At 50.8% G+C, this 24,759-nt stretch carries 20 protein-coding genes; 12 read left to right on the top strand and 8 right to left on the bottom strand.

Annotated elements, in window-relative coordinates:
- The first annotated feature begins 7 nt into the window (after window positions 1–7).
- The 10 genes from RRB22_02600 to RRB22_02555 all read left to right on the top strand — a co-directional run bounded on the left by RRB22_02600 (window position 8) and on the right by RRB22_02555 (window position 14,306).
- Entirely contained in the window at window positions 8–1,432 is a 1,425-nt protein-coding gene (locus tag RRB22_02600; protein ID MDT8383281.1) for an oligosaccharide flippase family protein, read from the top strand.
- On the top strand, window positions 1,429–2,568 hold the full coding sequence (locus tag RRB22_02595; protein ID MDT8383280.1) for a glycosyltransferase: 1,140 nt from the start codon (window positions 1,429–1,431) through the stop codon (window positions 2,566–2,568). The genes RRB22_02600 and RRB22_02595 overlap by 4 nt, the downstream gene beginning before the upstream one ends.
- Window positions 2,568–3,851: an O-antigen ligase family protein gene (locus RRB22_02590; GenBank protein ID MDT8383279.1), complete on the top strand. Its 1,284-nt coding sequence runs from the start codon at window positions 2,568–2,570 to the stop codon at window positions 3,849–3,851. The genes RRB22_02595 and RRB22_02590 overlap by 1 nt, the downstream gene beginning before the upstream one ends.
- A complete protein-coding gene (locus RRB22_02585) occupies window positions 3,848–5,008 on the top strand; it encodes a glycosyltransferase (protein MDT8383278.1) in 1,161 nt (386 codons plus the stop codon). The genes RRB22_02590 and RRB22_02585 overlap by 4 nt, the downstream gene beginning before the upstream one ends.
- Before the next feature lie 153 nt (window positions 5,009–5,161).
- Window positions 5,162–5,920, top strand: coding sequence for a class I SAM-dependent methyltransferase (locus RRB22_02580; GenBank protein MDT8383277.1), 759 nt, complete (start codon window positions 5,162–5,164; stop codon window positions 5,918–5,920).
- 367 nt (window positions 5,921–6,287) lie between these two features.
- Entirely contained in the window at window positions 6,288–6,707 is a 420-nt protein-coding gene (locus RRB22_02575; protein MDT8383276.1) for an acyltransferase, read from the top strand.
- A 633-nt stretch (window positions 6,708–7,340) separates the two neighbouring features.
- Window positions 7,341–8,522, top strand: coding sequence for a glycosyltransferase family 4 protein (locus RRB22_02570; protein MDT8383275.1), 1,182 nt, complete (start codon window positions 7,341–7,343; stop codon window positions 8,520–8,522).
- Between the two features lie 60 nt (window positions 8,523–8,582).
- On the top strand, window positions 8,583–10,175 hold the full coding sequence (gene xrtD, locus RRB22_02565) for a VPLPA-CTERM-specific exosortase XrtD (protein ID MDT8383274.1): 1,593 nt from the start codon (window positions 8,583–8,585) through the stop codon (window positions 10,173–10,175).
- Between the two features lie 21 nt (window positions 10,176–10,196).
- Complete coding sequence (locus tag RRB22_02560; protein MDT8383273.1) at window positions 10,197–11,846, top strand: MraY family glycosyltransferase; 1,650 nt, start codon at window positions 10,197–10,199, stop codon at window positions 11,844–11,846.
- A gap of 54 nt (window positions 11,847–11,900) precedes the next feature.
- Window positions 11,901–14,306, top strand: a complete 2,406-nt coding sequence (locus RRB22_02555; GenBank protein MDT8383272.1) for a tetratricopeptide repeat protein — start codon at window positions 11,901–11,903, stop codon at window positions 14,304–14,306.
- Between the two features lie 7 nt (window positions 14,307–14,313).
- On the opposite strand, the gene RRB22_02550 is transcribed toward RRB22_02555, so the two are convergent.
- From RRB22_02550 to RRB22_02525, 6 genes are all read right to left on the bottom strand, one after another.
- A complete protein-coding gene (locus tag RRB22_02550; GenBank protein ID MDT8383271.1) occupies window positions 14,314–14,823 on the bottom strand; it encodes a histidine phosphatase family protein in 510 nt (169 codons plus the stop codon).
- A complete protein-coding gene (locus RRB22_02545) occupies window positions 14,820–15,587 on the bottom strand; it encodes an AAA family ATPase (GenBank protein MDT8383270.1) in 768 nt (255 codons plus the stop codon). Before RRB22_02545 ends, RRB22_02550 begins: the two co-directional genes overlap by 4 nt.
- Window positions 15,584–17,197 (bottom strand): CHAD domain-containing protein, encoded by a 1,614-nt coding sequence (locus tag RRB22_02540; GenBank protein ID MDT8383269.1) that lies wholly within the window; start codon window positions 17,195–17,197, stop codon window positions 15,584–15,586. The genes RRB22_02545 and RRB22_02540 overlap by 4 nt, the downstream gene beginning before the upstream one ends.
- 206 nt (window positions 17,198–17,403) lie before the next feature.
- Window positions 17,404–18,711 (bottom strand): pyruvate kinase, encoded by a 1,308-nt coding sequence (locus tag RRB22_02535; GenBank protein MDT8383268.1) that lies wholly within the window; start codon window positions 18,709–18,711, stop codon window positions 17,404–17,406.
- Between the two features lie 6 nt (window positions 18,712–18,717).
- Window positions 18,718–19,284, bottom strand: coding sequence for a hypothetical protein (locus tag RRB22_02530; protein ID MDT8383267.1), 567 nt, complete (start codon window positions 19,282–19,284; stop codon window positions 18,718–18,720).
- 107 nt (window positions 19,285–19,391) lie between these two features.
- On the bottom strand, window positions 19,392–20,252 hold the full coding sequence (locus RRB22_02525) for a hypothetical protein (protein MDT8383266.1): 861 nt from the start codon (window positions 20,250–20,252) through the stop codon (window positions 19,392–19,394).
- Between the two features lie 361 nt (window positions 20,253–20,613).
- On the opposite strand from RRB22_02525, the gene RRB22_02520 reads away from it, so the two are divergent.
- Window positions 20,614–22,434 (top strand): GNAT family N-acyltransferase, encoded by a 1,821-nt coding sequence (locus RRB22_02520; protein ID MDT8383265.1) that lies wholly within the window; start codon window positions 20,614–20,616, stop codon window positions 22,432–22,434.
- 53 nt (window positions 22,435–22,487) lie between these two features.
- Here the strand turns inward: RRB22_02520 and RRB22_02515 are convergent, their stop codons facing one another.
- Window positions 22,488–23,702: a diaminopimelate decarboxylase gene (locus RRB22_02515; GenBank protein MDT8383264.1), complete on the bottom strand. Its 1,215-nt coding sequence runs from the start codon at window positions 23,700–23,702 to the stop codon at window positions 22,488–22,490.
- Between the two features lie 14 nt (window positions 23,703–23,716).
- A complete protein-coding gene (locus tag RRB22_02510) occupies window positions 23,717–24,043 on the bottom strand; it encodes an SET domain-containing protein-lysine N-methyltransferase (protein ID MDT8383263.1) in 327 nt (108 codons plus the stop codon).
- Between the two features lie 367 nt (window positions 24,044–24,410).
- On the opposite strand from RRB22_02510, the gene RRB22_02505 reads away from it, so the two are divergent.
- A partial coding sequence (locus RRB22_02505; GenBank protein ID MDT8383262.1) for a hypothetical protein occupies window positions 24,411–24,759 on the top strand: 349 nt, incomplete at its 3' end.

Raw genomic sequence — 24,759 nt, 5'->3', positions numbered from 1 at the left:
AAAGATCATGTTACTTCGACATAGTGCCATTTATTTCATCGCACGTGGCGTCCCAGGCCTCATCAATTTTCTGGCTTTAGCAGTCTATACACGCTTGATGGCTCCTGAACAGTATGGCTATTACGCGTTGGCCATTGCCATCGTGGGTCTTGTTAACGTCGTTGTATGGCAATGGCTGCGCCTGGGTTTATTACGTTTTATTTCCAGCCATGAGGAACAACATCAAGCTTTCCTGTCCACATTGGCAGCAGCATTTATTTTTCTGCTAATTGTAAGCGCATGCGTTTTGGGTCTTGTGTTATTAATATGGCCGGGTCATGTATTGATAGGATTCGCGGCACTGGCGATATTGTTGCTATGGGCACAGGCCTGGTTCGAATTCAATCTTGAACTGGCACGAAGCCAGTTATCCCCGCTATTGTATGGAGGACTTGCAAGCACCAAGGCTATCATCGCTATCACCCTGGGTGCTTGGCTTGCTTATCTCGGTTATGGCGCTATAGGCGTGCTCGCAGGATTGTTAGCTGGATTCGCATTACCAGCGTTGTGGATGACCTGGCGAGTATGGCGAGTCGTTAGAATTAGTATGGTCGACCGGCAAATGCTTGCTACATTAGCTCATTATGGATTACCACTCACTGCCACCTTTGCTTTGGGTTTTGTTGTTAGTAGCTCTGATCGTCTTATCATCGGTTGGCTATTGGACAGTAGTGCTGCAGGGCTGTATGCAGTGGGTTATGACCTGGCCTGGCAAACTCTGGGCATGCTTATGTCGATTATCAGTTTATCCGTTCTTCCCCTTGCTGTACGCAAGCTTGAAATGGAGGGTGAGGCAGCGGCAAGGCGGCAATTGCGTACAGGCAGCGCCTTGCTATTGATTGTTATTTTGCCGGCTACGTTGGCCTGGATGTTATTGGCGCCTAATATTGTATTGGTCGTGTTAGATGCAGCGTACGTCGAAGCTGCTGTCAGATTGGTACCAATTATTGCTGCGGCTACACTGGTTTCCGGATTACAACGTTTTCATTTCGACCTGGCCTTTCAAATGGGTAAGCGCACCGGTATGCAGGTTTGGGTGATGCTGATTGCAGCTCTTTTGAACGTCGTGCTTAATCTATTTTGGATACCTAAATATGGCCTTGAGGGAGCCGCTTACGCCACTTTAGCCGCATATACATCAGGCATGGTGATGAGCTGGTGGCTAGGGAGGCGGATATTTTTAATGCCAGTACCAGTACATTTAGTCCAAATATTATTGGCCACTTTTATAATGGTGCTGGCTATCTTGCCCCTTCTGGAATGGCGCGGGGTAATGGCATTGATCGTACAGATTACGGCTGGCGTGACAATATATGCCACTAGTTTACTGGTTCTGAATGTTGGCAATATACAAGGCAAGTTGGCTGTCCGATGGGCAGCATTTCGACAATGATCAATATAGCAATGAATAAAATGGAGGCGACAAAGAGAGATAGTTCACGTTACGCGTTTTTTTTGCCTTCGCTACATGGTGGTGGTGCAGAACGTGTAACAGTAAATTTGTTAAAAGGGCTGGATGCTTTAGGAGTGCCACTTGATCTAGTTTTAGTTAAGGCTGAAGGAACTTATCTTACTGATGTACCAAATAACGTTAGATTAATCGATCTAAAAAGTGCGCGAGTCATCGCGTGTGTGCCACGTTTGATACGGTATCTCAGGCGAGAACGTCCCGCAGTGCTGATATCCGCTATGGTGCAATCAAATATCGTCGCGCTGTTGGCGAGGCGTCTGGCCAGAGTGGATACCAAGCTGGCAGTGGTGGAACACAGTACATTATCTCGATTGTCTACCCAAAGCGCATCACGCAATGCATGGTTAATGCCATTCTTAGCCAGGTGTACCTATCCATGGGCAGATGGTGTTGTATCTGTGTCTAATGGTGTGGCAGATGATCTTTCGAGCGTTGTTAATATAGCCAGGGAGAAGATCAATGTGATTTATAATCCTGTTGTTCGGGAAGAAATATTCAAATTTGCGCAGAAGCCAATTGAAGACAAGTGGCTTCTTGATCAAAAAATCCCGGTCATCATGGCAGTGGGACGCCTTAGTCGCGCTAAAGATTACCCCACATTGATTAATGCTTTTTCAGAGTTGAAAAAGCGGCGTAATGCAAACCTTATTATCCTTGGTGAAGGAGAGGAACGGCAAGCACTGGAACTTTTGATAAAAGAGCTGGGTTTGGAAAGCTGTGTCTTGTTGCCTGGTTTTGTTTCAAATCCCTATGCATACTTGTCACGAGCGCGCTTGTTCGTGTTGTCTTCACGTTGGGAAGGGCTGCCTACAGTGTTGATTGAAGCTTTGGCATTGGGTGTACCAGTTGTAGCAACAGACTGTATGAGCGGGCCGCGTGAGATACTTGATAATGGTAGACATGGTCCACTGGTGCCTGTTGGGAATGTGCCAGCCTTGGCAAGTCAAATGGAAGCTCTGCTGGACGCAACACCTTATAAGATACCACGAGAAGCCTGGATGGATTTTTCAGAAGAAGTCGCAGTGGCAAACTATCTCAAATTTATGCGAACACTGTAATGCAGTTAATTGCTCGAATGGCAATTCTGGCTTTTGTGTTCACGATACCCTGGGAGAATATGATAGTTATTCCAGGGTTTGGTACCATATCCAAGCTAACAGGAATTGTTGCCTTTTCGCTTGGTTTTGTTGCCTTTCTGTTGCAACCGCAGCTTAGAAATTTTAAAGCTTTTCATGTGTTGTTCCTGAGCTTTGTTATGTACAGTGCCATCAGTTATGTCTGGACTGTCGATAATGAGTTAAGTCTCGATAGAATCAGGAGCAATTTTCAGTTGGTCTTGTTTGTATGGTTGATCTGGCAGTTTTTGGAAACTGAACGGCATGTATTGCAGGCCATTCAGTTTTATGTACTTGGTAGTGTAGTGGGCGCTGTTGCTACGCTAGTGGCTTATCTTGCTGGTGTACAATCTTCATATATGCGTTATTCGGCTGAGGGGTTCGATCCGAATGAATTATCTGTATTTCTGGCTATTGCCATTCCCATGGCCTGGTATTTATCCATGCGACATCAAACTGTTTGGCTGGTATGGCTGAACCGTTTGTTGATTGCTGCACTGCTCATCGCTATTTTGCTAACGGGATCGCGAACGGGTTTAGTGGTGGCATGTGTTGGCATTACATTTATATTAATAACTATGTCGCGAGGATCAACCGGAGCGAAAATATCTGTAGGCCTTTTATTAATAGTAGGGGCTATCGCATTGCCACAAGTTATTCCTGAAAGTACCTGGGCTCGATTGGCCACACTTGAGGAAGAGCTCGCCAGTGGTACCCTAAATAATCGTACTAATATCTGGTCTGCAGGTTTAAGTATTTGGCTAAATAATTTGGCCTTTGGTGTGGGTGCTGGCGCCTTTCGTACGGCGACCCACATCAATCATGGCTTTGTTGCTGCACCGCATAATACATTCTTGTCTATTTTAGTGGAGCTTGGTGCAGTAGGATTCATGTTATTCGGTGCCATTATGTATGTCGTCTGGAAGAAAATTAGCGAAATGCCCTATCTTGAACGCTGGTTGTATCTAAGTACGTGCATAATTTTAATGCTGGGCCTGTTTACCTTAACATGGGAAACCAAAAAGCCACTCTGGTTATTGGGGAGCTTAATACTGTGCCATGCTATGGCTCTTGTTGAGCCCTATACACAACTGCCGGACGAAAAGTCTGATATCTCAGTATCTGAGACACCGTCACGTTTACTACAACTTAAAAACAAACATAATCTACTGAGTAGTAAACCGCGGCAATTATATTTTGCAGACGCTAAGAAGTCGAAGCTGTGAACATTGGAACCAAAAAACGAATCCTGCATGTAATTCCTGCCCTGCCTACGGGTGGTGCAGAAACAATGCTCTTAAAGCTGATGGAAAATGTCGATCAATCAATTTGGGATGTTGCGGTTCTTTCATTGCGCGATAAGGGAACCATCGGGCCGCATATTGAAAAGCTGGGCATTCCTGTGCATACCTTAAATATGCGCCCTGGGATTCCGAGATTGTATGACCTTGTGAAGCTGGTAATTAGTGCTCGAAACCTCAAAACAGATATTTTGCAGGGCTGGATGTATCATGGAAACGTTGCTGCGACAATGCTTAGGCATCTTATGATGGGGAATGTGCCAGTAGTATGGAATGTGCGCCATTGCCTTTACGATCTTAGCCATGAAAAGAATAATACAGCCAGATTAATTAAGGCCACGGCTCGATTGCCTTTCCGGCCGCATTCCATTATCTATAATTCCAGGCTCAGTGCAATGCAGCATGAAGCTATTGGTTACAGTCCTACACTACGCTCGGTAATACCAAATGGTTTTGACTGTCAACGCTTCTCACCATCTTTGGAAGCACGAAATCGATATCGGCATGAGATGGGCTTGGATTCACAGTCACAAATTGTGGGCATGGTAGCTCGTTACCATCCCATCAAGGGACATGCTAATTTTCTCGAAGCTGCTGCTCGGGTTTCATCCGAAAACAATACAGCACATTTTGTGATGATTGGAAAAGGTGTCGACAGCGAAAATCAGCTATTGGCCAAAATGGTCTCCGACCTTGGCTTGTCTAAGCGTGTCCATATGCTTGGTGAGCGTAGCGATACTCCGGCGTTGACTTCGGCGTTTGATGTTGCTGTTAGCGCCTCAGAGAGCGAAGGATTCTCAAATACCATTGGTGAGGCCATGGCCTGCGGAGTACCCTGTGTAGTAACCAATGCCGGAGATTCTGCATGGTTGGTCGGAGATACCGGTAAGGTGGTCCCACGTAACGATCCCCATGTATTGGGCGAGGCTTTGAAAACAATGTTGGCCATGGGAGATAAACAACGGCAGGAACTGGGTAAGGCGGCCCGGCAGCGTATTTTGGATGAGTACACTATAGAAAAGATCAGCAGACAATACATGCATGTCTATCACAGTCTTTTTGATGGTAAAGAAACATTTTAACAAGAATGTAATATCTCTCGATTAGCATCTCTGCCATGCAAACCATGTTTTGATTATAAATAGCACAGATATGTGTCAGCGCTATATAAACAAGACAATCTACAATAACAATCATCCATTGTACGTTGTATTGTGGATATTCAGGGCATGCTAATGGAAAAACATTCAAATAGCACAAGTAGTACAGTGCGCACAGTGAAAGGGCAAAAAAAGAAGCCTGGCTATAATGAGCGACTTTTTTCTGGTGGATTTCGTAGCAAGCTACATCTGGCCCGCTTTCACTGGATTTCACGTGAAATAACAAAAAGACAGTGTCCTGCCAATTCCGTGCTTGAATTGGGATGTTTTGATGGCAAGCTTTTGGAGTTTTTACCGAAATCACCGATGAAATACCTGGGTTATGATGCAAACTGGGAAGGTGGGCTTGATATCGCCCGTGAAAAATGGCGTGACACATCAAAGTTCACCTTTTTACATGCATCAAAGCCAGAAGAAATGAGCATAAATGCCAATGAAACCTATGACATCGCCGTGGCCATGGAAACACTTGAACATGTTACTCCAGATATGGTCGACGGCTACCTTGAAAAGATTTCGAAACATTTGGATGGTTATTTTTTTGTTACCGTCCCCAATGAGAAGGGTCTTGTTTTTTTAGTGAAATGGCTTGCCAAAAAGCTCTGGATTGGACGGGCGGACAACTATACCTCCGGTGAGTTCGTCAACGCGCTTTTGGGAAGAATGCATTTGGTGAGTCGTCATGAACATAAGGGATTCGATTATCAGGAATTGCTTAAGGGCATTGAAAAGCATTTCGATGTGATAGATGTATCCAGCATTCCGTACGGATTTATGCCTAATTCTCTTAGCTTCGGGATTGGTGTCGTAGCCAAATCAAAGGCAACCACGTAATTCATTTATAAACAGGTTCTCAGTAAACCAACCCACCTGTGTTTCATGATTCTCACACGATCACAAGGATCTCTATAAGGAATACAGGGTCGTTGGGAGCAGGGCGTAATTTGATGTATAGAATATACCTTCTCGTTAGAAGGGCTCGTGAATACTGTTTCTGCCTGGAGCAGGGTAACATGAGATATATGCTAAAGAATAATTCAACAGGATTATGCAAAGATGACAAGGTTGCCAGCCTGTTACACAGAAAGGGTCGACTATTGCCTGATGATATACTAAAGGCAAGACCATGGGACTGAAACAGAGAATACGTTTGTACAGAGTAATCAGGCGTGGCCTGCGCCATGGCCTGGATTTTCGTTGCATGGCAGGTGTCAATTTTGGAACAGAACCATACCTGATCCGAATCGGCGATCATGTGACTGTTTCATTCGATGTTTGTTTCATCACTCATGACGGTGCCACCTGGGTCTTCCGTGATACGCATCCCAACTACCGTGACATCACTCGTTATGGACCGATACGTATATACGACAATGTTTTTATCGGTGCACGAGTAATCATTATGCCTAATGTATCCATCGGGCCAAACAGCATTGTAGCTGCCGGTGCAATAGTGACGAGCGATATTCCACCCAATATGGTGTACGGTGGGATACCGGCTAAACCGCTTATGTCGCTTGATGAGTATGTGAGTAAGTGTGTAAATGATGATCAGAAAATACCACCTTTTAATAAACAGGAAGTTCTTCGCGCTATTTTTTCCAAGACCCTGAATGAGTGAAAAAGAATTGGCCAGAATATAGAGTGCTGCACCAGTGGCTTGCTTATATAAAATGTAAAAGAAGAGGTCTCTCGGCGCGATATCATTACTTCATATTAGACTTTCGAGTCACATTCCGTTTACTGTGTTATTTCCCTTAGCATTATTGACACATTTAAAGATTTATTTATCAAAACTGCAATTCCACTCCAGATGTCGAATGGCTATGCATTCTGAATTTGTCAGGTTATAAACGGTACGAAAGACTTTATGTAAATTGATCGTTCTGAGGAGTAGTCATTAATGATATCTGTTTTCCTTCTTGCCATCTTTGATGGTGCGCCAGAAAAGCAATGGCCATTGCTATCAGGTGTCCGTGAGAATCGAGGGTGATAGTGGCAGGTTAGTCATTAAGCAAGAACGTCATTTGCTGTCATGTTTTTGTAATAATATGGCGTTAATTCCCTATTTTTCGCTTTCTGCCGAGCCCATCTCAAGGCGCATATTTAACAATACTGTCATACCTCCGCCGTATACTCATTGTCTTGCAAAAGGAATCCATTTAATTGGTGGTTAATTAGCCATATCGATTGGCTGATTTACTAACTTTTATGTCGATGATTTAGTGCATTGATGACCATAACAGAGTGTTAAATGACAATCGATAGAAACGATAAAGTCTTGTTATTAGCCAATACGGATTGGTATTTGTATAACTTTCGATTGCCATTAGCAAACGCTCTCCGTGAGCGGGGATATGAGGTGGTGCTGGTTTCACCGCCCGGTGAATATACATGCTTGCTACAACAAGCTGGATTTCGTTGGTTGCCACTGACCATGAATCGCGGCAGTGTTAATCCCATTTCTCAGGTTAAATCCATCGCGGCGCTAGTGAGACTATATCGCAGGGAAAAGCCTGATCTTGTGCATCATTTCACTATTAAGTGCGTGCTCTATGGATCTCTAGCCGCACGCCTTACGGGTAACCCTGCATGTATTAATGCTGTGGCTGGCTTAGGTTTCATTTTTTCGAGCAGTAGTTCGAAAGCACTACTATTACGCCCACTGATCAAAGTTTTGTTGCGTATCCTGTCGAGTGGCTCAAGCTCCCGTCTCATTGTGCAAAATAGTGAGGACCGCGATCGTTTCATTGCCAGTGGATTGGTGTCACAAAAATATATTCGTCTGATTCGTGGGTCAGGTGTGAATACGCAGCGTTTTCATCCATCAAATAGAAATGAAACTCGAGATAACTACAGGGTATTGTTAGCGACGCGTTTGCTTTGGGATAAGGGCGTTGCTGAATATGTCGAAGCAGCCCGTATTTTATTGCGCGACAATATTGATGTTGAATTTCTGATTGCGGGGAGCAGTGATACAGGAAATCCAGGCGCAATACCGCAGGAACAGATTCAGCAATGGCAAGATGAGGGCGTAGTGAATGTGCTTGGACATATTGAGCGCATGGAAGAATTGCTTGCCAATATCGATGTGGTCGTGTTGCCAACCACATATGGTGAAGGAGTGCCCCGCATCCTGTTAGAGACGGCGGCAACCGGGTTGCCTATTGTTGCTTCTGATACGGCAGGGTGCCGGGAAATTGTCGATCACCAAAGTAACGGAATTCTGGTTGCGCCAGGAGATGCTGTTGAGCTGGCACGGGCCATTAAAAATCTTCTGCAAACGAAGGAAGAACGGTTGAGGATGGGTAATGCAGGCCGAGTAAAGGTACTTAAAGAATTCGACGAGCAGAAAGTTATCGCAGAAACACTATCTGTCTATAGCGAGTTATTGTCTATCTATGGAACAAACTCTGTCGCTGCCATCCCTGATTAGCCCCAGTTCACAACAGTAATCCAGATCACATCAGTAATAGAGTTAAATGGAAAAATAAAAATGGTCGTAAATACCTTAAGCCATGAGCATAAGCCAAACGTTTGGAGAGCTACACCGGCGTTACACATTTCGCTAGTTTTGGTGAGTATTCCACTCTTTTTATTATTCAATGATGGCCTGCTACATATGGTCGGGTATTGGAATAATAAAGAAGAATACAGTCACGGTATTTTAATTCCCTTTATTGTCGCCTTTTTGATTTGGCAAAAAAAGGACCACCTTGAACGACTATCATTCGAAGGTTCATGGCTGGGATATTTGATGGTGGTTGCGGGTGTGGCCCTGCTATACATGGGTAAACTCAGTACTCTGTATGCCATCATGGAGTACTCATTTGTGATAGTGTTAATTGGTATAGCATTGGCCATGATGGGATGGCAGTCATTTAAGGTCATTATCGCGCCGATGATAATGCTGTTGTTGATGGTCCCTTTACCAAATTTCCTTCTCAATAATCTGTCTGCTGAGCTGCAACTTATATCTTCGGCTATTGGTGTCTGGTTTATTCGTCTATTTGATATCAGCGTTGCACTGGAAGGCAATGTCATAGATCTTGGCACGTTGAAGTTACAGGTCGTTGAAGCCTGTAGTGGTCTACGCTATTTATTTCCGCTGATGGCATTTGGATTTATTGCGGCCTATTTTTTCAAAGCACCTTTATGGAAGCGCGCTTTGGTATTCCTCTCTACCATTCCTATCACCATTTTTATGAACAGTTTTCGTATTGGCATCATTGGCATTACCGTCGAATATTGGGGTAGTTCGATGGCGGAAGGATTCCTGCACGATTTCGAAGGCTGGATCATCTTTATGTTTTCTGCTGGATTGCTGGGGTTGGAGATGTTTTTGCTGACGCGCATCGGCCGTGACCCGAGACCTTTGCGTGAGGTATTTGGCCTCGAACTGCCGACCGTAACGCCTAAAAACGCGACTATCATGCAGCGGCCGGTTTCAAAGGTTTTTATTGCCTCTGTTGTGACCATTTGGTCACTGGCCTTACTGGCCGAAACGCTACCTGCGCGAGAAGAGATTATCCCGGACCGAGCAAACTTTGCATCATTTCCTTTGCAGGTAGAACCCTGGACGGGACGAAGTGACCATCTTGATCAAATCTATATCGATGAACTTGATTTTAGTGATTATGCCCTGGTCAATTATACCGATGGCAATTCACAAACAATTAATTTATATGCCGCCTACTATGGTTCACAAAGTACAGGTGAATCTGCGCACTCACCAAGAACCTGTTTGCCGGGTGGTGGTTGGAAAATTACCAGTTTAACGCAACAGAATATTGATGGCGCCTTTGTGAATGGAAAGGCATTGGATGTCAACCGAGTGCTCATTGAAATGGGAGATCAGAGGCAGTTGGTATATTACTGGTTTCAGCAGAGGGGTCGAGTAATCAATAATGAATACCTGGTCAAGTGGTACCTATTTTGGGATGCGCTGACGCGTAATCGGACGGATGGCGCACTAGTACGGCTCACCACGAGTGTGAGAGCTGGTGATGATATCGAACTGGCGGACAGGCGACTGACCCAGTTTGCGAAAACGGTCAATCCGCTACTAAATGACTATATCCCCCTTTAAGCAGATCGCTCGGATATAGATATGGCGCTTTTTCTAACCTTCATTACAGCCATGTTTATCACCATGCTGCTTATCCCACCGCTGATGCGTTCAGCGCATCGATTGCAGATTGTGGACATGCCTAATGACCGCAAAGTGCATACCGGCGCAATTCCAAGAATTGGTGGAATTGCGATGGTTGCGGGCGCCATTATGCCTATCGTGATCTGGATGACACCTGATGCGAAAGAGGCAAGCTTGCTGTGGGGTATGGCCATTATTTTTATTTTTGGCATCTGGGACGATCGAAAAGATCTGGATTACCGCATAAAGTTCTTTGGCCAGACGCTGGCTGTGTTCGTGGTTGTATTTATTGGTGATGTAGTAATCACAACATTGCCAGCCATCGATATGCAGCCGATTCCATGGTTTATATCCTATCCTCTTACGATCCTTTTCCTGCTCGGGATCACTAATGCGATCAATCTGGCAGATGGCCTGGATGGCCTTGCCGGCGGCACTGCTTTATTGAGTCTAGGCGTTATTGCTTTGCTCGCCTATATGGAAGGAGATGTTGACTTACTACTGATCAGCCTGGCGATACTGGGCAGTATTCTTGGATTCCTTCGGTTCAATACTCACCCAGCACGTGTATTCATGGGTGATGGTGGTAGTCAGTTTCTAGGATTTAGTGTGGGTGTACTGGTACTACTTCTCACGCAGCACGAAAATGCACCGATTAGCGCAGCGTTGCCTTTATTGCTGCTAGGGTTGCCAATTCTTGATACGGTAATGGTTATGGTGACGAGAGTTAGAGAAGGCAGATCGCCATTTTCGCCTGACAAGAATCACATCCACCATCGACTGCTAGCATTGGGTTTCACCCATTACGAAGCAGTATTTACAATCTATGTAACCCAGGCGGCATTGGTATTAACAGCATATTCGATGTGTTACGAATCCGATATTACCATCATGATGGTATTCATCGTCTTCTGCGCCAGTGTTATTGCCTGCTTTCGGTATGCCACTATCATTGACTGGCAATTTCGTGGAATGTCAGAGACTGCAACCGCGAGCTATGTAGGCAGGGCGCTAAAATGGTTGCATGCAGGAGCCGAGGGGAAGATCACATTCTGGGCCTCTATACTCGCAGCAATATTGGTCTCGGGTTACTTTGTTATCGTAGCGGCCACAGTAAGTGAGGTTTCGAAGGATTTGGGATTGTTGGCTGCCGGATTGTTTATGATTCATGCAGTTCGACTAGCTGTCGGAGGCAAGCAGTCATTCTCATGGCTGGAGCGTGCCTGTGTCTACAGTCTCTGTGCTGTTGCTGGCTATCTCAGTTCCACAGACAATGACATGTCGATACTGCACACCCCTGCGGAGATGATTTTTTACGTAGTGCTGGCCGTTACGGTCGTCATTGGGTTCCGGTTTTCCATGGACCGTGCATTCATGATCAATACACTGGATTTCCTGGTGATATTTGCCGTGTTCACCGTCCCAAATCTGCCGGGGCAGGTTCTGAGCATTTATAACATGGGTGAATTCCTCGCCAAGTTGATCGTGCTGTTTTATGCGATTGAATTAATACTGACGAGAATAGAATTACATTGGCGCCTGTATGCGTTACGTACGGCTACGGTTGCTGCTGCGGGGTGGATTGGCTTGCGTGGAATTGCCGGTTAATTGCCGTCAATTGATTTACAGCGCTGGTTTTTGAGAAATATAGAGGAGAGGGTCGTGTATAACCATTCGATAAGTGGAAAGCTGCAAATCTGTGTATTGGTCGCGTTACTAACGATGGTCGGTGGTTGCAGCGGAAAAGAGGAGCGTATTACGAAACACCTGGAGCGCGCGCAAACGTATTACGCAGGTAGTGATTACGAAAAGGCCCGTGTCGAATTCAAGAACGTTTTACAGATGGATCCAAAGAATATCGACGCGATTATCGGGCAAGCGAAGGTATATGAAGCTCTGGAGAAATGGCGCGAGTCAGCTGGATTATTTCAAAGGGTGATCGATATTGATAAAACCCGCACTGACGCGAAAGAAAACCTCGCTAGAATTTACTTTCTTGCTGGCGGATATGAAAAGGCCCTGGAGCTTATTGAAGATGTATTGGTGAGTGATCCTGATAGCACTGTTGCACTCACAGTAAAGGGGGCATTGTTTGCACAAAAGGGTGACGTGGCTGGCGCCATGAAATTGGCCGATATGGCGCTGTCAGCCACACCAGACCATGTGGATGCCATCATGCTCAAGTCATCCCTGTTAACGCAGCGCAAGGAATATGACAAGGCCTTACAGATATTGAATCAAGGTTTAAAGACCCATACTGACCACCCTGGAATTATTTCCGTAATGGCCAGGATCAATGCCGACATTGGTAATGAGAGCAAGGCGATAGAATTGCTGCAACACCTTGTCACGATGAATCCTGGCGATATTCGATATCGAAGTCGATTGGCTGGATATTATACGCACCTGAAGAACTACGATTCTGCTGAGCAGGTATTCAGGGACGGCGTTCAACAAATGCCAGAAGAAAACGAGCCAAAGACCGCCTATATTGAATTCCTGGTGAAAATCGGCAAGGCAGAAAAGGCCATTGCTGAGCTGCGAGGTTATCTAGCAGATAAATACAACGCCGGAGAATTACAACTTTTACTTGCACGGTTGTATGAAGCGACGGGTAAGAAAGATCTGGCAATGAAACAGCTGTCAGAAATTATTAGTAGCCATGAGCTGGATCCGGACGCGCTCAAGGCGCGCGTTCAGCTGGCGAAGATGGCGGCCAGTGAGGCCCGTTATGATGATGCGCAGAATTTAGTAGATGAGGTACTTAAAGAGAATCCGAGAGACAACGATGGTCTCTTGGTCAGGAGCAAGCTCGCCATGCTTCGTAATGATCTGCCGGGCGCGATTGGTGACCTGCGAGCGATTATCAGAGATCAGCCCAATTCCGTGGAAGTTCTGAATCTTCTTGGCAGGGCCCATCTGGCCAACAAAGAGACTGAGCTGGCCAAGGAACAATTCGAAAAAGCACTCATTCTCAGCGGTAACTCGGCTGCACTGCAATTTCAGATCGGAGAGCTTTATCTCAAACATGGAGAAGATGCTGCTGCATTGTCCTTGCTTGAGTTAGCCGCGCGGGAAGATACAGCAGAGGTTGCTGTGCTTGAGGCGCTGTTCAAGGCTCAAATGGTGAATAAGGACTATGCGGCTGCCCGCCTTACATCTCAACGAGTGCGCGACAAAAACCCCGAGCAAAGTCTGGGGGATTATCTGGCTGGTTTGGTTCGCTCAGCAGAGGGTGATCACCTGGCCGCACTAAAACTTTTTAAGGCGGCTATGACAAAAACACCCGCTGCTGTAGAGCCCTTAAAGGCATTGATCAATAGCCGTCTGGCACTGAAGCAAGTCAATGAAGCTGTTACAGATCTCAAGCTGGTATTAAAAAACGAACCGAAACATTTTGCGGCCCAAAACATCCTGGGCGAGCTGTATGTAATGCAGAAAAATCCAGAAGACGCTGTTGCTGAGTTCCGTAAGGCATTGGTTATTAATCCGCAACTCGCGACGTCATATCGCGGTATTGCGTCTGCTTACATGGCGCTTAATGAACCGGAAAATGCAATAAAGATATTGCAGGAAGGTATGCAAACGGTAAAGCTTAATGAAGTTTTAGTCGATAATCTCGCCGCCCTCTACCAACGTGTTGGAGAGATCGATAAGGCCATCGATGTGTATAATGCAGCACTACTAAAGGAACCGGGCTCGGTAGTGTACGCAAATAATCTGGCTATGCTGCTTGTCTCCCACAAAGCTGACAAGGTGAGCCTTGATAGGGCCAGGGACCTGATTGATAATTTGCAAGGGCTCGAGAATCCGGCGTACCTGGACACGATGGGCTGGGTCCATTATTCCCGTGGCGAGTTCGATCAGGCATTGTCGTCGCTCCAGAAAGCAGCAGATGTCGCTCCAGGCCAGCCAATATTGCAGTATCACCTGGGCATGGTCCAATACAGGAAAGGCGACCATGTCGCTGCCAGGCAGAATCTCCAGAGCGCCTTGGATAACAAGGCAGATTTCGCCGGTCGGGACGAGGCGGTCGCGACGTTACAACAGATAACAACAGGCGGTTGATGCTGTATTAGAGGTCTTTTGGACGTATCAGTTTGAGCAGGTTGCAAGCGTGCGGGGGTAGATCCTTCCAGTTGTCCGGCATGGCCAGGCTGGCGATAGCGGCGGTTGTCAGTAGCTTTCCATCTTTGCTGTGCTCCGGTTTCCCTGCACAGAGGTAGACTAATAATTCATCCAGCCCCGGATTATGACCCACTAACAGTATGCTGCTGTATTTTTTGGGAATTCCTGCGAGCACTTGTAGTAAGGTTTCACGGTTTGCCATGTAGATATTGCTGTCATAGTGGATATGTTGCGGCGCGATTTCCAGCACTGAATTGACGGCCTCAATCGTTTGCCGGGCCCGCAATGCGGGTGAGCTCACTATATAGTCGGGCGCATATGCCTGCTCTTGCAGCCATCGTCCTACCCTGTTCGCATCACGTATTCCCCGATGAGAGAGTGGACGATCGTAATCCGAATCTGACAATGAATCCCAGTCGGATTTTGCGTGCCGAAGCAGTGTGAGCTGTCTGTTCATGACGGTATCTTCCCGCTAGAGGGTAGGCCCAGATGCGTCTTGATCTCGGACCAGAGCGCAATATAGGCCTGATTTGACCGGCTATGGGCGGCATAGCTGCTCAAGGGTGCCCTGCGTATCCCCATCTGTTCGATGTCACTGGCATAGGGTATCTGGCAGCCTAGAAAAGGCGGCAGGGTTTTTGGCGGCCTTTCGGTAATGATTCTGTGCAGATTTTTGCGTCGATCCACCATGCTGAAGAAGGGCAGTAGTAGGGGATTATTTTCCTGCTTCTCCAGAAAGTGCTGTAGTTGTTCGAGCGTACGCAGGGAAAGCGTGGTTGGGATGGTCGGTATGAGCAGGGCATCGGCGGCGGTAAATATATTCTCGGAAACCAGAGAGATGCTTGGCGGGCAATCGAGGAAAATGCAGACGTATTCATCGGTCAACTGCTTCAGTATTTTCCGTAGTCTACGGGTGGAATTTTTCATATCTTCCAGGTACAGATCCATATTGCGGTAGGAAAAATCGGCCGGTATCAGATCCAGGTTATCAAAATCGGTTGCCTTGATCGCTGTGGAGAGTTCATGTTTCCGTTGCAATAGTCCCTTCGCGCCGGATTTCACCCTGGGCTTGATGCGAAAATAATAACTTGCGGCCCCTTGGGGATCGAGATCCCAGATCAGGGTGCGGTAGTTTTCGGCGGCACACAGGAAGGCTAGATTGACCGTGGCGGCGGTCTTCCCTACCCCGCCCTTGATGTTATAGCTGGCGAGGATGTTCATAATACGCTTTCCGGCAGTTTTTCTTGTGGCTTGAATAGTGACTCAAACAGGTCCCGATTTTTCTTGCCCTGGAATGCTTGGTATACATCTGAGAATTCCTGATGGATGGCCATTTTATGGTGTTCCAGATTCTCTGCAAGCGCACCCATGGCCATCAGGGTCCTGGAGGAAGCATGCTCTTGCTGCAACATCTGCTCGGCAAACACGCGCATGGATTGCGCGTGCACTTCGAGGTCCTGGAAATCACCAAGGTTGCCCTGTAGTGACTTGAGCGTCCTGATCAGGGGTTTGATCTCCTTTTTCGGGAACAATGATGCAAAGAATTCCATCAGGTAGCGCAGTTTCTTGCAGGTCTTGCGCAGTTCGTGATATTGCATGGCCGGGGAGTCGGGATTGAGGGCGTTACCCTGTTTGAGTGCGCGCCTATATGCGCGCCATGTATATTGCTTTGCGATAAGTACAATCGGTATTTCTGCAGACTCTGCCGGATTGTCTATGCAAAGGCCGGTGTCCAGAAATTGCTCCCAGTCTTGTTTGAAGCGACGATAACGTGCCGAGCGTAGCGTCTTTTTCAGGTTCTTGTATTCGAGTGTGCGCTGCTTGTGTAAATAGTCTCGCAATGGTTCAAGGTCGCCGCGCATGTCATCCGGTAAGCTGCTGGCATACGTGTCGAAATTTAACAAATGTACATCCAGGTCGCGAGGCAGATTGGTTACGCTCCCCAGCCACGAAAACACGGCCTTGAATTTATCCACCTCAGTTTGCGGCAAGACCTGCTTGATCTGTGTCAGGGCCGAGCGTGTTCTGCGAACAGCAACCCGGAAATCATGTAAAAACTCGGAATCAATATTGGCCGCAATACCTTGTTCATTTGCCAGCATGGTGTGATAGAGGTTGTTAAGGATGAGTTGCATGGCGTGGTCGGCGCGATCCTGTGCATTCAACGGGATATCGATTTTTGAACTGTACTCACCCGGGGTTAAGCACAAAGAGCGTATCGCCAGATCATACAGACCCTCATTGCTGGCTATTGTGTGCGGATATTGTTCCAGTGTGTGGCGGAGTTTGCTGGCGGCCTTCCAGAATCCGCGCAGGGGGATAACTCGTGCTCGATAATCATCAATTTTTTGTCTCGAGGTAGCGGATTGACGGATCGCATTATGTTCCAGGACGATTCTGGCAACGGTTTTTTCCGCTTTATTCATTACGCGGATAGGTAGGGTTTCTTGCTGGATATTGATCAGTGGCAGCAGGGCGCGCATCTCCAGCAGGGGTGCTATCTTATCCCGCAGCAGACCCGTTGCCAGATCCTGCGCAAACACAGCGGTGGCCTCCGTATTCTCCTGCATTGCGATGTTCTTGCCAGCGGATCTTGACTGAAGTACATAACGGCGGAACTGCCGGGATTGATCCTTATACAGACAGAGATCAGCCTGATAGAGACGCCAGTCGAAACTGTCGTAATAGATTCGGGTTGCATGTTGGCAGGGCTCGACTGTACAGCGGATCTCCTGCTGTAAATGTGCAATCAGGGTGTCCCTCTGACTGATATCGGCCAGCAAAAAATCGATGGGTCGGGAAGGTCTGTTTATCTTGGGCTTATTCATCATGATGTGTGTTGCTATAAAATCAGACCAACTGATTTGTACCAAAAGCCATTTTCTCCAATCCGGTCTACCGTGTACTGAAAATCAACCGGAGTTAATTACGTCAGTCTAGTTGAGTTTGGCTGAACGCTCGCCTGCGACGAGCCTGTGCGAGTGATGACCGTCGCCTGTGTCATGCGTGTGCAGCTGCCGGCTGACAACGCAGGGGCTTACCAGTGCAACGCCCTGAGTCGTGCGGTCTTTTTCTGTTGGTGTGCCTGCATGCGTTGCAGGATATCGCTCAATGTACTGAGGGCCTTGATGATGTGCGGTCCCTTGTTGAGCATGACGCAGTCGGCTCGGCCGCTCATGGCGGCATCGGTGTATTCCGGGCGGGAGAGATCACCGTTCTTGGCCAGGCTTTCCAATACCTGCGTGGCCCAGATCACCGGCACATGGGCCGCTTCGCACAGCCACAGCAGTTCCTCCTGGATCTCCGCGAGACGCACGCCGCCCAGCTCCACGGCCAGGTCGCCGCGGGCGATCATCACCCCCAGTGGGTGGCGTCCCAGGGTGCCCAGCAGGATCTCCGGCAAGTGGCGTACTCCCCGTGCGGTTTCGATCTTGGCGATGATTGGTAAGTGTGGCTTTCCGCGTTGCGCCAGTGCGGCGATGAGGCATTCCATGTCGCCCAGGCTCTCTACAAACGAGAAGCCCACCATGTCGGCCAGCTGGCAGACGGTGTCGAGATCGCGCAGATCCTTCTGGCTGAGGGGTGGCAGATTGAGTGGGGTGGAGGGGAAATTGAAGCCTTTCTCGGCCAGCACAGTGACACCCTTGTCATGGGCATGGACGATATTCAGCAGGGCGCCTTCGGGGCCGATCGCAGTGACCACGGCCCCCAGTTTGCCGTCGTCGATCCATACCAGATCATGCACCTTGAGCGCCTTCACCACCTCTGGGTGAGTACAGCCAATGCTGGCGGGCGCCATCACCTCACCTACAGGATTCAGGATCGCCGCGCGGCCCGGTGTCTGGCTGGCCGTCAGCAACAATTTGTCGCCCACGTGCAGGCGAATCGTTACCGACATGCCCGGGAAGTCGGCAAAACGCTGTTCGGAGAGCGTGTGGAAGCCCCCGTCGGCATCAGCCCGTTGCCAGTGGAACGGGGTATCCGCCGCCACGTAGGCACTGCGTTTACTCTGCGCCAGCCATGGCCCCGATGCCATCCGGTGGACGATATGCAAGCTGCGTTTCTTGCCGCGGGTGTCAACCAAGCGTAGGCGATCATCCGGCTGGAGTTGCTCGAATACCTCGTCGGGCAGGCTCAGCTGTCCCGCCGGTGCGGAGCCTTTCCGATAGATCAGCGCCTCTCCGGGCATTACCATCGCGCCGAGCGTATTGCGTCGTACATGCACATGTTTTACTGCCGGCTCGCGTTCCAGGGGGCCGGTGCGAATCTTGTGGCCGGCCAGGTCCATGAGAATCCTGCACGTCCGGCCTTCGGCGGCGGCAAGCTTCCTGACGAGCTGGGCCATGGACTCCTAGGTATCTTTGTCGTCGTGGGCACAATTGATGCGAGCGCAATCCATCCCCTGGCGGATGAGGGCCCGCACCAGTCCGGCGTCCAGCGCGGCCTCGTGGGGCAGGGTCACCATGATATATGCCTCGCGCTCCGGATTGCGTGGTCCGAACAGATGTCGGGTATTGCCTTCCATGGTTTGCAGGGCCTGCGTATAGCGTTCGGCGAAGGTCTGTTGCTGAAATTGATCAATGGGCGCGCCCAGTGCCCGGCCGAGGATGTTGGCCACCTGATTCAGGGTGCCGAGCACATGGGCCTCGCAACGGCCGAGGGAGGATAATCCCGCTTGCGCCAACCGCTCCTGAAGGGGGCGCAGGTCGTGGCGGCGCAGGCTAAGGTAGTGGGCCAGATTTTGCGCGCTGTCACTGCATTGGCCGACAGGGTAGTTCCCGGCATACGGCGACAGCCGTGTCGCCGCCCCGTCGATCACGAGGCTGCGCAGGTTGATGATCTCTTCCAGCAGGGCGCTTAGCGTGGTTTCTGCGCTGGCTTCAAGGGATTCCGGGTTCTGCAGTGCATATTGCGGCATGGTGATACCTCATCGATCACGCCGCACTGTAGTCGAGTTTTGTGACATGAATGTGACATCCGCCAATCGTCTTCTGACGGAGTATGAGTGCAGTAGCCGTTGCCACTTCATACCTTCGCGGCCTTTGGTGTCTGCGGGGAAATGGCAGACGGATGGCCGTTATTTTTGTGCCTGATTATGGTGGCATGTGGAAGGAAGATGCTTACCCAGACGGCGACCGTGAAATACAGGGTCATCCACGGTATTTCAGCCGCCCATACAGGCCAGTCAAAACTTTGCCGGTAATTGCCGGCCATGTCGCGCAGGCCCTCCCACAGGGGGAGATATGCCTTGTCTGCGACCGTATCAACCACGTAGCGTTGCCAGTACATGGGCACATCAACCAGGATCATGAACACCAGAAACCCGATGCCAAACAGGGTTGCGGTGAAAAGAAAAGTACGCCCTTGTTTATCGGCTGCGGGCCATAACGATAAACAGCCGACAACCAGAAGCAGGCCGGAAAATGCCCACAGGGATTCTTCCACGACGCTGCCCAGATAATTCGTGGTTATCGCCGCATACCAGGAAAAGACTTCGGCGATAACGATGATGGGAATCAGGGACAGCGACAGGAACACCGCCAAACCCTTGTCCGTCATTTTTCCCGCCTCATGCAGAAGCAAGGCACACTGCGCCATAAAGAAAATCTCTGCGACGGTGGTTACGGTGCGGCCGATCAAGATGCTCGACAGCCAGTGGTCCAGCAGGGCGATCCGTTCAAGATCGATGCGCGGTAAAAAGGAGCGGAAGGCGCAAACCGTCACATACACAAATGACAGCCAGATCATGAGCAATCGCCGGTTGAAGATGGAGGGTGGATAAATATCTTTTCTGCGCCATAGCCATCGGTAAGATAAAACCCAGAGGGTGATGTTAATGACAGAGATTGCCGATAACGCATACCACCATGTTTCAACCGTGAGCATTTTATGTCTGTCTCCTGTACATCGCTGACCAGGGCCGGGTTGCGAGCCGGGCCTTTGCGCGATTGTTTCCGTTCGCCCCTGTCGAGCCATCTCGTTGCCGGGGATGTGCTGGACCGTTATCGCCGGCAACTAGCGACGATACGTCCCGGTGGCTTCCAGTAAAGCTTATGTGTTTCGGGTTGATTGTAGGCCCCTGTTGCCCACTTTGAGTCAGTGATGCTTCACGTTGGCCACCGTGCTGGTGTTTTACATCCTGGTGCAGTCGCCGGCGTTTTCATAAAACTGTCATCGTCCGTTCTTCAGCGGTACACATTTCCGCGCTAGATTGACGCTCCGAGTCTCCATCACACCGGGTGTCTTCATGTGCCGTAAAGAAGTCAGCAAAGCCTTTAATCCCTTTCGCATGGACGATCTGCTTTTCACCACGCTTCCCCGGGCGATAAAGCGCCCCGCGATCAATCTGTGCGAAAGGCTGTTGGGGCTAAACGGATTGGCCGAGGGATATGAACGCCTGGCGGCGACCAACACGGCGGATGCGTTTGCGGCGCTGACACTGAAATATCTGAATATTACCCCGCGTGTGGTCGGTGGTGGACTTGCCAATATCCCCAGCACCGGGCCGGTCGTGGTGGTTGTCAATCACCCCTTTGGCGGTATCGAGGGGTTGATCCTGACGCAGTTGCTCCGGCAGGTGCGGCCCGATGTGCGGATTATGGCCAACAGCCTGCTCCGGCGCATCCCGGAACTGAGAGACACCATCATCGGTGTCAATCCTTATGGCCATGCCCGTGCCACCCGCGCCAACATGAAACCGCTGCGTGAGGCCGTGCGCTGGCTGGATAACGGCGGACTGCTGGTGGTGTTCCCGGCGGGGGATGTGTCCCGCTTCTGTCTGTCCAGTCTTGGTGTGCGTGACGGCCGGTGGAATGCCACCATAGCGCGCATGGTGCGTATCACCGAGGCGACGGCGGTGCCGATCCATATTGCCGGGCGCAACAGCGCACTGTTCCATACGCTGGGCCTGTTGCATCCTGTGCTGCGCAGCCTGATGTTGCCGCGCGAGCTGAGCAACAAGCGCGATCGCGTGATTGCGCTGCGTATCGGTGAATCCATCAACCCCCGGCGCCTCGTCAGTAACGGCAGTGATGACGACATTGCCAAATACCTGCGCCTGCACACCCACATGCTGGCTAGCGCCCCCGAGGACAAGAGGCCGGTGCCGTTGGTGCCGCAAAAGGCGATGACTGCAGTGGCCGGGGCGATCGAGTCGCAACTGCTGGCCGCCGAGGTCGCCGCCCTGCCCGCTCACCAACGGCTGGCCGAGAGCGGCAGCCTCAAGGTCTACTATGCCCGCGCCGCGCAGATCCCCTGGTTGCTGCAGGAGCTGGGTCGCCTACGCGAGCTGACCTTTCGCGCCGTCGGCGAGGGCACCGGGAATGCAACGGATATCGATCTCTACGACAGCTACTATCTACACCTCTTCATCTGGAACGACGAGAGCCGCGAAGTGGTGGGGGCCTACCGCCTGGGGCTGGCCGATGAGATCGTGCAGAAATACGGCAAAAAGGGGCTCTATAGCTATTCCCTGTTTCGCTATAGCCGGCGGCTGCTCAAGGCGCTCAACCCGGCGATTGAGCTGGGCCGTTCCTTTGTCCGTCCCGAATACCAGCGCAGCTACACCCCATTGATGCTGTTGTGGAAAGGGATCGGTGTGTTCGTCGTCAACCATCCGCATTACGCCGTGCTGTTCGGACCGGTGAGCATCAGTAACGATTACAGTTCCGTCTCCAAGCAACTGTTGATTGATTTTCTGCGAGCCAATAACTTCGACCATCAGCTCAGCCGCCAGATTCGCCCGCGAAAACCGTATCGCGGTGCGCTGCGTCCCGTCTGGCACAGGACCGAACTCGCCGGCATGGCGACCATCGACGAGGTCTCGGAACTGGTCTCCCTCCAGGAGAGCGGTGGCAAGGGTGTGCCGATCCTGATCAAGCAGTACCTGAAGCTGGGGGGGCGTCTGCTCGGCTTCAATGTGGACAAGAATTTTGGCGACTGCATTGACGGCCTGATCATGGTCGACCTGCGCCAGACCGATGAGCGTGTGCTGCAAAAATATATGGGCAAGGACGGCGTGGCCGAGTTCAGGGCCGTGCATAACCAGGATGTGGAGAAGATCGCCTGATCTGCCCCTGCCATGGTGGTGGAAAATATGCTACCGGGTAGCCGCGGCGCGGCTCAGTCGATGAGAAACTCCCGAAATTCACCACGCATGCAGTGGTTGGATGCCATGGAGGCGGAGTAGGCGCCGGCATTGATGAGGGCGAGGTGATCCTGCGTGCTGAGGTCGGGCAGCAGGGCGTTCTCATACCAGACGTCGAGCGCCTCGTTGATGTTGCCGACCACGTGCACCGGGGTGCAGGGGCTGTCGTCGCGGTACAGCGGTACCGGCTGGAAGGGCAGTCCGTAGTGGGCCGGTTCGGGGGCGATGTTGAAGCCGGCATTGACGCCGACGAAGGTGATCTCCCGTTTCTGTTCCACATAGGTCTTGCTGAGCAGCAACAGACCGGCGTCCTTGACCAGGTAATCGCCCGGCTCGACCTCCAGGTGCAGCCCGCTGGCGCCGAAATGTCGGTGCAGAATCGCGGACCACTGTTGCAGGTCCAGCGGCGCATCATCGGCCAGGTGGGGTACGCCCAGGCCGCCGCCAATATTCACGTGGGTGATGCTGCCGGCGGTGTCGATAAACCACTGGCACTCGGCGACCACCTGGTCGAGCTGCGCCAGCTGCGGGGTTAGGTAGCCACAGCCGGTATGGAAGTGGATCTTGTGCACGCTCAGGTCGTACTGGCGGGCAATGTCCAGCGCCTGCTGGAACTGTTCCCGATAGATGCCGAACTTGGTGGTGACGGAGCCGGCGTATTGCAGTTTTTCATTGCAGGCGCGGCCGATGCCGATGCCGGGATTGACCCGGATGCCGATCGACGAGCCCGGTTTCAGTCTGCCCCAGCTGTGTATCGTGTGCAGGGAATCACAGTCCATCACCAGGCCATCATAGCGGGCGAGGCTGGCATAATCCTGCGCCGACAGGCTGGTGGCGGTGAACGAGATCGCCGACGGGGCAAAGCCGCAGCTGACGGCATGCTCGACCTCGCGGGGTGAGCAGGCGTCAATGCCGCACAGGCCGGTCTGTTTGAGCACGGTCAGCAGGGGGGCAAAGCGGTTGGCCTTCATGGCGTAGAGCAGGGACGAACGCCCGCCCAGCCCGGCATCCGCCAGCGCCTGGGTGAGGCGGGCGAGATTGTCGCGTACCCGCGCCGCCGAATAGACAAAGCTGGGCGTCCCGAACTGTTCCGCCAGGGTCTGGACCGAGTGCCCGTTAAACTGCAATTGCTGCCCCTGGTAGCAGAGGTCGGGCCTCTGCCACCAGTCATGGGTGGAGGTGGTCGTCATGTTGCGGTGCGGGACTAGCCGGTTGCCAGGTGCAGGTCGTGTTCCGGCAGGGAGAGGGGGATCTCCTTCTTGCCGCTGACCCAGCCACGACAGTTATGGCTGCCACAGGAGCAGGGGAACTGCTTGAACAGGTAGTCCTCGGTGTCGGCATAGTCCATATACAGGAAGCTGTTGGCCGGAATATCCCTCAACGCGGTGACCGTCAGGGTCTTCATGTCCAGGAATACATTGGGTGAGCAGGAGTGCAGAAAATACCCGGAGAAATAGGGGTCGAACAAATGCTTGCTCGGGCTGATTTGCAGCGTGTGCTGACGAATCGTGTCGATTATTTCACCTGCCATCCTGGCAATGACGTCGCCCCGCTTAAGTGGGCGATAACTGATTACCCCCTGGCCAGAGGTGGCGTCTTTGTGGACAACGGCAAAGTCGCTCGCCTTTGGGAAAAGGGGATCGTCTCCATAAATGGGAGGGTAAAGCATCGTTTGTGTACTCCGAAAATAGGGTGATTAATGAGGGTATGCCTGTCGCCACTGGGTGAGTCTGGACAGGCATGGTCTAACAAAGTTGCTATATACGGATGTTTGACGGCATCAACAAACGGAAAATATCGATCGTCTTGATTGAAAAAATTAATCGTTGGCGGTGTGGCCACCGAGGCAGGCGTTCGGCCGCTCACCCCCCGCCCATGGAATCACGTACAATCCCCCAATGCGCCCGTTTTCCGCCCTTCTACTATTACTCCTGCTGCTCTCGATCAGTGCCTGCGGCTTCCATCTGCGCGGCTCGGTGCAGTTGCCGCCCGCGCTGTCGGTGCTGGCGCTGCTGGATGCCGCCCCGGCGACGGACATCGCCCCGGAGCTGGGTCGCGGGCTGAAGGGCGCGGGGGTGCGGCTCGACGCCTCGGCCCCGATGCAGTTGCAGATACGCGCGGAACAGTACGGCAAGCGGGTGTTGTCGGTGGACGCCTCGGGCAGGGCGCAGGAATACGGCCTGAGCTACACGGTGCGGTTTTCGCTGCGGACGGCCGACGGCGTGCTGTGGTTGCCCGAGACATCGG

It is taken from the genome of Gammaproteobacteria bacterium (assembly GCA_032250735.1).
GTDB lineage: Bacteria > Pseudomonadota > Gammaproteobacteria > SZUA-152 > SZUA-152 > SZUA-152.
This window is presented reverse-complemented; position numbering and strand designations above follow the sequence as displayed.